General features: G+C 54.4%; 9 protein-coding genes. All 9 read right to left on the reverse strand.

What is annotated here, in order from left to right; translation table 11 throughout:
- Positions 1-17: 17 nt before the first annotated feature.
- The 9 genes from floA to addB all read right to left on the reverse strand — a co-directional run bounded on the left by floA (position 18) and on the right by addB (position 12,237).
- The gene (gene floA, locus WFK81_RS13985) at positions 18-1,001 is read right to left on the reverse strand and encodes a flotillin-like protein FloA (RefSeq protein ID WP_336787016.1); all 984 of its coding nucleotides are present in this window, start codon (positions 999-1,001) and stop codon (positions 18-20) included.
- Positions 1,002-1,038: 37 nt separating this feature from the next.
- A complete protein-coding gene (locus WFK81_RS13990) occupies positions 1,039-2,415 on the reverse strand; it encodes an NfeD family protein (protein WP_336787017.1) in 1,377 nt (458 codons plus the stop codon).
- Between the two features lie 122 nt (positions 2,416-2,537).
- A complete protein-coding gene (locus tag WFK81_RS13995; RefSeq protein ID WP_132304380.1) occupies positions 2,538-2,981 on the reverse strand; it encodes a GatB/YqeY domain-containing protein in 444 nt (147 codons plus the stop codon).
- A 15-nt stretch (positions 2,982-2,996) separates the two neighbouring features.
- The gene (gene rpsU, locus WFK81_RS14000) at positions 2,997-3,170 is read right to left on the reverse strand and encodes a 30S ribosomal protein S21 (RefSeq protein ID WP_005547957.1); all 174 of its coding nucleotides are present in this window, start codon (positions 3,168-3,170) and stop codon (positions 2,997-2,999) included.
- A gap of 92 nt (positions 3,171-3,262) precedes the next feature.
- Positions 3,263-3,616: a histidine triad nucleotide-binding protein gene (locus WFK81_RS14005; RefSeq protein WP_336787018.1), complete on the reverse strand. Its 354-nt coding sequence runs from the start codon at positions 3,614-3,616 to the stop codon at positions 3,263-3,265.
- A 124-nt stretch (positions 3,617-3,740) separates the two neighbouring features.
- On the reverse strand, positions 3,741-4,148 hold the full coding sequence (locus WFK81_RS14010) for a hypothetical protein (RefSeq protein ID WP_336787019.1): 408 nt from the start codon (positions 4,146-4,148) through the stop codon (positions 3,741-3,743).
- Between the two features lie 50 nt (positions 4,149-4,198).
- Positions 4,199-4,798, reverse strand: coding sequence for a hypothetical protein (locus WFK81_RS14015; RefSeq protein ID WP_336787020.1), 600 nt, complete (start codon positions 4,796-4,798; stop codon positions 4,199-4,201).
- 91 nt (positions 4,799-4,889) lie between these two features.
- Positions 4,890-8,723, reverse strand: coding sequence for a helicase-exonuclease AddAB subunit AddA (addA, locus tag WFK81_RS14020; protein ID WP_336787021.1), 3,834 nt, complete (start codon positions 8,721-8,723; stop codon positions 4,890-4,892).
- Positions 8,710-12,237: a helicase-exonuclease AddAB subunit AddB gene (gene addB / locus WFK81_RS14025; protein ID WP_336787022.1), complete on the reverse strand. Its 3,528-nt coding sequence runs from the start codon at positions 12,235-12,237 to the stop codon at positions 8,710-8,712. Before addB ends, addA begins: the two co-directional genes overlap by 14 nt.
- Between the last annotated feature and the right edge of the window lie 110 nt (positions 12,238-12,347).

Genomic DNA, 12,347 nt, shown 5'->3' on the forward strand with positions numbered 1-12,347 from the left:
GACACGGCTTAAGCGGCTTAGTTGTCTTTATCGTTAGGAGTGTCCGGCTTGCCAATCGTATTTCTCATTTGGGTATCGGCTTCGATATTTTTAAGGTTCATGTAATCCATTACGCCGATTTTACCGGATTTCAAAGCATCCGCCATCGCGAGCGGTACTTGGGATTCGGATTCCACGACCTTCGCGCGCATCTCTACGACGCGGGCCTTCATCTCTTGCTCCTGCGCTACCGCCATCGCGCGGCGCTCTTCGGCTTTCGCCTGCGCGATCCGCTTGTCGGCTTCCGCCTGCTCGGTTTGCAGGTGCGCGCCGATGTTTTTGCCTACGTCCACGTCCGCGATATCGATGGACAGGATTTCAAAGGCCGTACCTGCGTCAAGACCTTTGCCAAGCACGGTACGGGAGATCATATCCGGATTCTCCAGAACGTCTTTATGCGAGTTGGAGGAACCTACCGTTGTTACGATACCTTCGCCGACACGGGCGATAATCGTCTCTTCGCCGGCGCCGCCGACGAGGCGTTCAATATTCGCGCGTACCGTAACGCGGGCTTTAACCTTTACTTCAATGCCGTCCTTCGCAACCGCAGCTACGATAGGCGTCTCGATAACGCGCGGGTTAACGCTCATTTGCACGGCTTGCAGAACATCGCGGCCCGCGAGGTCAATTGCTGCCGCACGCTCGAAGACAAGCGGAATGTTTGCGCGTTGCGCTGCAATCAAGGCGTTAACGACACGGTCAACATTACCGCCGGCGAGAAAGTGACTCTCCAGCTGATTAATCGTAAGCCCTAGACCAGCCTTTGTCGCTTTAATCAACGGATTCACGATCCGGCTAGGCGTTACGCGGCGGAGACGCATCGCTACCAGCGTAATAATGCCGATTCGCACGCCCGATGCCAGAGCGGAAATCCACAGCATAATCGGGAAGAAGCTGAGGAACACGGACAGAACAATAATCGCTACTACAACAATAATTAATACGGAAACAGTCGGATCCATTTCGTATAACCCTCCATGTCATTTTTTTCTTATTATCCTACAGGACCTCTCTTACGACAACCCAAGTCCCTTCGGTTTTGATTACTTTTACCGTCTTGCCGGAAGCGATGAATTCGCCGGAAGTCACAACGTCAATCCGGTTATCCCCAATTTGAATCGTGCCTGCCGGGCGGAGCGGCGTTATCGCAACACCCTCCTGGCCGAGAAGATCCTCCTTGGTTTCCGCGGACAAATACCCTTGCTCGGTTGTCAGCTTTTCCCGCAGAATAAATTTGTTCCAAATGCCTCTGTCCTTGTATTTCCGGACTACGAAATACAGGATTACGGCCGCTGCCGCCAAAGCGATAACAAGCGAAATAAAGGCCGTCATCGGATTTGAAGCCGCTGTCAACACGCCGGCGATCAGGGAGGCACTGCCGAGAATGCCGAGAATCCCCCAGCTTGGCACAAATACTTCGATCAATAACAGCGCTATGCCGACAATGAAGAGCACTACAGACTCCATCCCCGCAAATCCCGCGATGTAATGGCCGAAGAAATACAAGCCAAACGACAGAATCCCTACAATGCCCGGAACTCCAAAGCCCGGTACGAACAGCTCGATCGCAATACCCGCAATACCCAGGATGAACAGCACGGTCATGACGACCGGCTTTACCAGCCAGGAAGCAATCTTCTCCGCAATCGAAGGATTAAGATTGATCTGCTCCCGGTTTTCAAGACCCAGCCATTTGATCGCGTCTTCCACGGAAGTCGCTTTGTATTCGGCATAGCCGACTTTCAGCGCTTCATCCGCCGTTAAGGTCAGAATTTGGCCGGACTGCTTCACCTGCTTCAGGTCCGGAAGCGGCAGTGTCGCCCCGGGATCCACCATCGCGGCAGCGATATCCGGGTTACGACCGTTTAGCTCGGCGGCCTCCCTCATCGTCTTCACCCAGAAAGAAACAACCTTCGGATTGTCGATGAGATCGCCGGAGCCGTTAACGACTGCCGCCGCGCCAATCGTGCTTCCGGTTTCCATGACGATGTTTTGCGCGTTAAGCGCAATATAAGTCCCCGCCGATACCGCTTTGCCTTCAACATAAGCAGTGGTGGGAACGCTGCTTTTGCGGATCAGCTCCCCAATCTCCTCGGCGCTGGTCACTTCTCCGCCAAACGTATTGATCACCAGCACTACTCTCTCCGCTTTTGCTTCGGCTGCTTCTTTGTATGCCCGCTCCAAAAACGATTTCAGTCCGGATTCCACCGTTTGCTTGACCGGCACTACGTACACCGCGGGACCAAGCTCTGATCCTTCCGCTCCATGCGCGGCTTTACCTCCGGTTACCAGTCCGCCTGCCGTAACCAGCATCATCGAAACAAGCATCAGAAGAGGCCAAATGACAGCTGCAATGCGCCATCGTTTCGTTTGCAAAGTGTCGCTCCTCCTTTTCAATCAGTAACCGTTAATACGCATATATGAACATTATGTTTCAAAATTGTCATAAATAAAGCAAAAACACCCCTCGAAAGGGGTGTTTTCGTCCGAACATATAGTTATTGCAGAAATTGTTGTACATATTGATTTACTAGTTTACCATCAGCGCGCCCTTTTGTTTTTGGCAAAAGCGCACCCATGACTTTTCCCATCTCGGCTTTGGAAGAAGCACCGAGTTCCTGGATGGTCTGCGTTACAATCGCTTTTATCTCTTCTTCGGTCAGCTGTGCGGGAAGGTATTGACTAATAATTTCAATTTCTGCTGAAAGATCTGTAACCAGATCATCTCGGCCGGCTTTGCTAAATTCTTGGAGGGAATCTTTACGTTGTTTGATTTCACGACTAAGTATATCTACCACTTCGGCATCCTCGAGAGGACGCTTCAAATCAATTTCCAAATTTTTAACAGCTGCACGAATCATGCGAATCGTAGTCAGCTTGAACTTGTCCTGATTCTTCATGGCTTGCTTCATATCGTCGTTCAATCTATCGCTCAGGTTCATTATGGAAGGATCCTCCTAAAACTTTCTCTTACGCGCAGCCTCGGACTTCTTCTTGCGCTTTACACTTGGCTTTTCATAATGCTTGCGTTTTTTCACCTCTGCCAAAACACCATCTTTAGCGATGGAACGTTTAAAGCGGCGAAGCGCAGCATCAATAGTTTCGTTTTTGCGAACTTTAGTTTCAGACACCAGTTTTCCCTCCCTCCGAAACAGACCGTCCAGAGCATTAAACATAAACACGGTTTATCACACTTCATTATAAGACAAAACAAAATGAAGTGTCAACTTACACTATTTCCTACTAGTGCTCCTAGTTTCTCTCCGCCCAATAAATGGATATGGAGATGATAAACAACCTGACCGCCGTCGCTGTTTACATTATTAATGAGCCGGTAACCGGACTCGGCAATTCCTTGCTGCTTCGCGATCTCCCGAGCAGCTGCGAACAATTCCGCGACGACCGGTCCATCCTCATCGGTAACATCGTTCATCGTGGAAATATGTTTTTTTGGAATGATCAATATATGTACAGGAGCCGCGGGCTGAATATCTTTAAACGCAATGACGTTCTCGGATTCGTACACTTTCGTCGAAGGAATGGAGCCTTCGATAATTTTGCAAAAAATACAGTCCAAATATGCCCCTCCCTTCATTCCAAACTATGCCATTAATTATAACAAACAAATGGCATGCTCGTCCAATCGGAGGATACCGGCCGGAACGCAAGCGCGTTCCTGGACCGATTTTAACCCTTTACTCTTAGTAAAATGGCAGCAGCGTCAACGCGAGGAGCCCGACCAGCGGCAATACCTGGCGGTTGAAGCGTCCTCTTGGGTAGTAGGGATACGGATAAAGACCCGGGTACTGTAAAAAAGCTCTGTTGTCCCAGCCCAAGGATCCGCTGCTTGGGACTGCCAGACATAAATATCGGTCATCCACGTACTCAACGATGCCGTCGATGCACCATCCGTCATGCGTTTGTGCGAGCACGTAACGGTGCATATGCGCGGAGCAGTGCTCCTTCAGCGATTGGGTCTGCGGCGCGGTTAATGCCGCCTGCACGGCCGGCGCCTGGTTCTCTGCCATTGCAGGAGAGATCGTTGCCGGCTTGGTCGCTGGCGGCTTTGCCTCTGTTAATTTCCCTTTTTCCTTCTTGCTTTTTTCCATCCTTGTGAGCCTCCCGTCTGCTACTATCGTATGCAGGACTGGGCATTTGGCTACCGGGCGGACAATTTCATGCTAGATTGCTCCTCAATAGATTGCTTCAGCTGCTTGGCAATATCAAGCCATCCGATTCCCGCTCCAATTTGAATGGCTCCGCTGCGCGTTTTGTCCGCGTCAAAGTTAAACTGCTTTACGATCGCCAGCTGCTTCGAATAGACCTCTTGAAGAGCTTTCAAGTACGCCGAGTCCTTCTCCGTTAGCGTCTCATCCTGCTCTTTTATGTACGAAAGCGAGTTATCAACGTCAATCATATAAGCATAGATCCTTGCGGGATCAAATGAGTTATCTGCCTCAAAGCTGCCGGCTTGCTGCAAAAAATCATTTACGCCGGCTGCGTCTCGAATAACGGTGCCCGCCTCGGACGTTTTCCCTTCCAGAATGCCGGCCGCGTCATCAAGCACGGCCTGATAGTAAGAGGTTGCTTTCTTAGCCGCTTCGATAACTTCCAAACCTTTCTCGTACTTATCATCCTGGCCGCCCTGAAGCGATTGCGAGTATAGAAACACGTTGCCCGTAAGGCTGAATACAAGCAGCAATAAAGCAATCGGCATTGCATAGGACCGTTTCTTTGATTGTTCCTTATCCTGTTCCATCTCTTGTTCATCCTTCCAAGTCGATAAAAGAAGTGATTGTTCCGCGGAAAGGCTGTAATGCCGCCCTTCCGCGGACATGAATGCAAAGGCCTTATAACTTTACTGCCCGTCCTCCATCGAAGAAGAACACATGGCTTTCCGTAATCGGCCGTCCGATAACCGACTCGATTGCTTCCGCGTACAGCTCCAATTGAAATCTGTGGCGCTCGGCGGCCTGCTCCCACTGCTTCATATAAATCCGGTCGGTCTTATAATCAAGCAGGACAATGCCATTCTCGTCTTCGAAGAGACAGTCAATGACACCTTGAATCAGAACCGGTTCGCCAGCCATATCGGATGCAAGCCCCGGATATACGCGCTCCGCCGGGAACATGCAGCTGAAAGGAACCTCTCTCCTTACCCATCTGGCATGAACGAGCCGCTTGCCGATCTCCGTATCGAAGAATGCCGCAACCGCCGGAAGATCAATCGACTCCGCTTGTCTTGCGGTCAGCAGCCTGCGCGATACCATATCGCTCAATATCGACTCCAGCCGAGCCACATCTACGTCACCGGTTAGGGGTAAATGCTGCATCAGCAGATGGCTTACCGTCCCCTTCTCGGCAGCCGTAAGCGCGGCTTCCTCCATGAACCGGGGCCGTCTCAACCGGAAGGTATAACTGCCCCCGCCGCTGCTCTTCTTGCCGTCATCTTGTTGCTTGCCGGAGAAGGTATCAACCGGATATAAAGCTGCGCTGTCCTCCGGCATTTCCACCGCTTCCGAATGCAGCCGTTTCATCTCCGTTACCGAGGTTTTGGCCGCCACAAGGGTTGATGCCCGATAGCCGTAACGCCATTCCAGCCGGTTGCGAAGTTCTTCATCCCGCTCCACCTGATCAAGCTGGGCTAAAGATAATACACCCTGCAAGCGGTCTTCCCTGGCCCGATCCTCTTCCGTCTGCTCCTCGGCGGCAATCGCAGCCTCAAGCCCCAGCATAGCGGCATCCACTACGCCGGCACGCCATTGCAGCAGCCTCGAATCCTCGTGTCCCGGAACCGTTTCGTCCGGAAGCTGATTAAATGCCGCGGCCGCAAGCGGGCCCAGCCAATCGAGAAAAGTAGACGCCGAGCTTAACCGGAAATCCGGAATATTCCCATTCGCATCCGCGGCGGACCTCCAGCGGCGCTGTTTGGCCGCGGCATCGGACACGGTGCCGACCAGGAACATTTTCTCCTTCGGGCGGGTTAAAGCTACGTAAAGAATACGCATTTCCTCGGCTAGCATTTCCATCCGCATACGCCGCCTGATCGAGAGGAAAGGCAGGGTCGGATAACTGACGCGTTTCTCCGGATCGATAAATTTGGGACCGAAGCCAAGCTGCTTATGCTTCAGGAATGCGCTGCGCAAATCCTGCTGATTGAAGTTCTTGCCTAAGCCTGCCACAAATACGACGGGGAATTCAAGTCCTTTACTCTTATGAATGGACATAATGCGCACCACGTTTTCCTGTTCGCCAAGCGCCCTTGCGGTACCAAGGTCGCCGCCGCTGTCCCGCATCCGCTCAACGAAACGCAGGAAACGGAACAAGCCCCGGAAGGAGGTCGCCTCATACTGGCGGGCGCGGTCGTGAAGCGCTCTAAGATTCGCTTGACGCTGCACGCCTCCGGGAAGACCCCCGGCAAAATCGTAATAGCCGGTCTCTCTGTAAATGCTCCAGATCAAATCGGCAAGCGAACCCTGTCTTGCATCATTCCGCCATCTGTCCAGCCGCTCAAGGAACAGCGACAGCTTGCGCCTCAGCTCGTCCGGCAGAAGAAGATCGCCTGCCGCCTGCAGCACCGCGTCATAGTAGGTATCATGCATCGCTCCAATCCGGATAAGAGCCAGTTCTTCGGCATTCAATCCAAAAATCGGCGAACGAAGCGTACCCGCGAGCGGGATATCCTGGTACGGATTATCAATTACCCGAAGCAAGGAAAGGATCGTCTCTACCTCTGTCGCGTCGAAATACCCGCTGCTCAGCTCCGCGTATGCGGGGATGCCCGCACCCTGAAGTTCCTCGATAATGACGGGAGCCCAAGCCTGCGTAGCCCGCAGCAAAATGACGATGTCGCGCCATTCCATCGGGCGGCTCTCCCTTTTCTTGCCGTCATAGACCCGGAAGCCCTCGTCCAGCAGCGAACGGATCTGGCGGGCAATCAGCCTTGCCTCCAGCTGCGCCGTCTGCAGCTCTTCCGCCGATTCGACGGCTGGGCCGGTGCCCTGCTCGGATTCTTCATCGGTATCCGGGGCCGATGCCGCCCCATCCTCCTCATCCGAGGAGCCTGCTTTATCGATAACCGCAAGCTCAACGGCAAAACGCCCTGGCCGGTCAGACTCGGGATAGGAAGCCCCGCATACCAGCTCGGCACGCTTGTCGTAATCCATCTCCGCGACCGATTCGCGCATAATAGCGCGGAATACGTCATTTACCCCGTCTACGACTTCAAGCCGGCTCCGGAAATTGCGGGCAAGATCGATGCGAAGCCCGTCACCGCCGGGCGCGCCGTAATTTTTGTATTTGCTCATGAACAAATTTGGCTCCGCCAGACGGAACCGGTAGATACTTTGCTTCACATCGCCTACCATAAACCGGTTGCCGGCATGCGGATTGGCAATCAGCGACACGATCGCTTCCTGCACCATGTTGGTATCCTGGTACTCGTCAAGCAGAATCTCATCGAACTGGCGCTGATACTCGATTGCCGCCGGCGACGGAACCGTAAGCTCCGGCGTTGAGTCCGGCGCCCTCAGTATCCTTAAGCAATAATGCTCCAGGTCGCCAAAATCGAGAAGACCCTTTGCCCGCTTCGCAGCTTCGTACCGCTGTCCGAATTCAATGACAAGCTCGGATAGAGCAGCCATGAGCGGAGCTAGCTCCCGCAGCTCCCAAGCGAATTCCTCCGCCGAGCGGCCAAACAATTCGTCCGCAAGCGAACTGACCAGCTTCTTGGCCTGATCGCGAAGCTCCTTGGCCTGCTCCTGCATCGTTTTATCGTAATCATCGCCGCGCATAGCCTTCAGCTTGCCGAACTGCACGGCTTGGAACGTTTCAAACCACATCTCCCAAGGATGCAGGCGAACGGTTTCGGCTAGGCCGCCAACAACCGCAAGATCCTCTTCAAAGGTTGCGGCATATGGGGCCGGCCCCGCCGGCTCCCTCGTCAACCGCATTGCCTGATCAAGAAGGGACGCCGCACCAGACAGCGCCAGCTCGACGTCAGCCCTCAGGCTTGCCACCCAAGGACTGCCGCGGAGCCCCTCTACGTTATCGACTATAAAGCTGGCCGCGGTCTGGCGAAGCCAATGCTCCGGCCAAGGATGGCTCTGCGCGAAATCATAGAGCTGTTGAACCAGCTTGTACAACGGCTCGTCGCCGCGCTCGCCGCCATAGCGGTCGGCCAGTCGCAGGAATGCACCGCCGTCACCGGAGGATCCTTCATATTTTTCTTCAAACAGCTGGTCCAGCACGTCAATGCGCATGAGTTCGCTCTCTGTTTCATTCGCAATCCTAAAGCCCGGATCCAGCCCGATCAATGGATAATACCTGCGAATTATGTCGAGACAGAAAGAGTGGAGCGTCGTAATCGAAGCGCGGTTCATAAGCGCCAGCTGTCTGCGCAGATGCTCGGATTCCGGCTGCCGTTCGAGCTCTTTCTCAAGCGCAATCCGGATCCGGTCCTTCATCTCGGCAGCGGCCGCTTTGGTAAAGGTTGCGACCAGCAGCCGGTCGACATCGGAGAATGAGGAGATTTTCCGAATAATCCGTTCAACCAGTACAGCCGTTTTTCCCGAACCGGCCGCCGCCGCAACCAGAACATCCGAACCTTCCGTCACAATCGCACGCCATTGGTCGTCCGTCCAGGTGCTGTTCTCCGGCTTAGCCGGCATTTTATTCGTTTCCATCCGTTGTCTCCTCCTCTCCATGCAGCTGCCGCCAAACCTCTTCCTCCGAAAGCTTGCTCAGCTTCGTATATTCATTACCGTCGAATAACGGATCAAATTGGCATACCGGCTTGTAATCGCAGTATTGGCACGGCGACTTCGTACCGAGACGGTAAGGCTCGATCGCTACCTTCCCGCAGCCGATTTCCGTGCCTATTTTTCCTATGGTCCGTCTGACGGAGCTGCGCAGCACATCCCACTGATCATCCGTCACAACGGAAGAACTGCTGTAAAAGCTTCCGTCGCGTTTCAAAGCAATGGGAAGAATCTCCGAGTACCCGGCTTCAAGGTCGCCGTCCATCAACCTGGCCGTCTCCGCTTCAGCCGTAATAAGTCCCCGGGTTTTGAATTTTTTGAGCATTCTCGCATTAACCTCGGCCCCGGATAAACCGTTGGATACCGCAAGCATAGGATTATGAACATGGAAATAAAGCACGCCCGCGGGCGATGCCGGCTTTCCGAGCCATTCGGAAGCATGCGTAACAAGCACGTCCAGGTACGTAAGCATCTGCAAAGACAACCCAAACGCCACTTCCTCCAGCTTGAGCTGCGTTGCGCTCGATTTGTAATCCAAGACGCGCAGCAGCAAGCCCTCTTCGGTCTCAGCCGCGTCCACGCGGTCAATCCGTCCGATAATTTCCATTGTACTCCCGTTTTCTAACGGAATAACAAGGGAAGGCAGCGTGCCGTCCGGGCCAAAATCCACCTCAAGCCCTACCGGCTGGAACTGCGCCCTGCGGGAATGCTCGCTTAAAATGACGGCCGCTTGAGCAACGATTTCCTTCAGCTTGCGGGCAATATATTGGAACCTGCCGCTGCTGAGCAGAATTTGCGACTGCAGCCTGGGAGCAAGCTCATCGACAGCCTTCGCCGCCGCTTCGCGGATTTGCCCTTCCGGCATAGAGCCCCAGCGCTGGCCGAGACCTCCGGCCAGACGGCTGAGCGCCGCGTGGAATAGCTGCCCGACATCCGGCGCTTCAAGCCGGTACATCTGGCGTTCGCGCAGCCTTAAGCCGTGAATGGCAAAATGCTGGAACGGACAGGACACGAATCTCTCCATTCGCGACACGCTGGCCTTCAGCTTTGTCCCGTACAGCTGTTCAGCCGTCGTCGTCGTCAGCACTGTCTCCTGATTGGAGAAGCTTAACGATGCGTTCATAAGGTGCAGCTTGTCCTGCCACTCCGGCCGGATCGCAAACCAGTTGTAGACATCCCACCAGAAAGGCGCAATCTCGGACCCTTGCCGCCAAGCGCGAAGCTCCGTGATCAAATAGGCAAGCGTCCGCTGTGGATGCTCGATATAAGAGCGCTGCTCGCCCGTCTCCATCCCCGGAGTTGGCTCTCCCGCCTTCTGATAGACCGGAATGCCGGGAAACAGCTGTCTCACTTGCCGGATCACTTCCGAAGGCAGCAGCGTTTTCCCTTCCTCATCCGCCTGCGCCCAGCTGATCCACAGATGCTGGCTGGCAGTCGTTAGAGCGTTGTAGATCAGGAAGCGTTCGTCCAGAAGCCGCCGTCTTACGCCCGGCGCCATAACAAGACCTTCTTCGGCAAGGCGTTCCCGCTCCTGCTCGGTCAGCACGCCATCCTCCTGAACGCGCATCGGCATAACGCCGTCGTTGGCGCCAAGCACATAACAGATCTTTACATCTCCCGAGCGCGTCCGGTCCATGCTGCCGATCAAAGCCTGATCAAGCGCGGGCGGTACTGCCGCAAGCTTCAGGCTTTCGAGCCCCGTCTCCACCATGCCGGCGAACAGCTCAGGAGGCATATCCTCGTCCCCGACCATTTCCACCAGCTGATCCAGCAGCTGCATCACGCCATCCCATAGCTGCCGGTGCGATCTGGCACGCTGCGTACGGCCGGCGGCACTGTCCTCGCGGCTCCAGCGTTCAAGACGGTCAGCCGCATCCGCATGATCGAGCAGCTTGTACAACGCTTCGCACATGTCTTTGACGTTGGAAGCTTTCTTCAAGGACTGCTCAAACCGGCGTAGCGGCGGTACAATCGCCTCTCTGGCCGCCATAACGGCTTGAAACTCCCGTTTGGCTTTTGCGGACGGCTCGGATACCGTATCCGGCTCGTCCTCAAGGGATTGCTGCATAAGCGGCTTCCACCTAGAGCGGTCAAGCCACTTCCATCCGTCCACTCCGGCTGCGAGCACATAGTTTTCCAACCGGTCAAACAGCTCGCGCGACATGCTGCCGTCAATCGGGAACAGAAGCTCCGTCTTGATGCAGCGGAATACCGCCTCGTAATGCCAGCCGTGAAGCACCGTCTCCAGCGCGGAACGGATAAATTCCACCAGCGGATGATGGACCGTGTTGTTCTTTTGGTCAAGGAAGTAAGGAATCTCGTAATCGTCGAATATCGTTTGAATATAGTCGGTATATTCAGCCGCGTTCCGCACCATAACCGCCATGTCGCGCCAGCGCAGCCCCTCTTCCCGCGCCCGCCGAACCATATCCCTGGCAGCCGCCTCCACCTCGGCTCTCCTGTTCGCGGAGGCATGAAGGGATAAGCCGCAGGACGGGCTGTCTGCAGCCAGCATCTTCTTATCCGGAATAAGCATAGGAGTCCTTCCGCCATAATGCTTCTCCAAATGGGCCAGCATCGGGCTTCCTTTGAAGCGGAACGGACCTCCTTCACCCATAACAATCGTTTCATAGACAGGCACGCCGGCTTGCGCCGCTAATGCCGACAACTTACCGTAGGTTTCAGCCGTAGGATGGAACAGCTCAAGCTCATGCGGCAATTCGCCGTTATCGTAAGGACGGTCGAGCGTAAGCGCAACGGTCACTTCGGCTGAAGAAGCAATCAACGTTCCGAGCGCATCGTATTCCTTCGGCGTAAACCCATGGAAGCCGTCAATCCACAGCTGGGCTCCCCGCATTGCCGGCGCATCGGCGTAGCCCGCAATCAGCTGCGTCAAATAATCTTCCGAATCGATATAAAGACCTAGCAATTCCTGCTCCAGCTTGTCGTAAACAAGCCGAAGGTCATGCAGCTTCCGGTTCAGAAGCGATGCGTCCTCTACCGAAGCTGTCTTTTCCTTCAGCAGATTGGCATCAATCCCGTAACGCTTCCACTCGGTCAGCAGCTCGCCCAGCCGCTCGATAAAACCCGGCTGCTCAGCCCCGCTCTGAAACAGCTCAAGCTGCTTCCCGAGCCGGTGTATAATCTTGAACAGCATCATATGCTTGCCGTTATCGCTGATCGGAATCAAGGCAGTCCCGCCCGTCTCCTGCATGACGCGAAAGGCCAGACGGCGGAAGCTAAGCGCTTGTGCGCGAATCGTCCCGCTAAGCGATGTGCCTTTCAAAAGGGCATATTCCGTCTGGAAAGTAGCCTGTTCCGGAACCAGCATAATAAGCGGCGCTCCATCCGGCTCGCCTTGCAGCTTGGCGCGGATTGCATCCAGACAATACGTCGTTTTTCCCGTTCCCGAGCGCCCAAGCACAAATCGAAGCCCCATCTTAACTCTTCCCTTCCGAATCTATCTCATAATCTATAATACTACCATATCGCGGGTCCTTTTTCACCCGATCAACAAACGTATGTTCTGGAAGAAACGTTATCTTTTCA

The sequence above is a fragment of the Paenibacillus sp. MMO-177 genome (assembly GCF_037147795.1).
In the GTDB taxonomy this organism is placed as follows: domain Bacteria; phylum Bacillota; class Bacilli; order Paenibacillales; family Paenibacillaceae; genus Pristimantibacillus.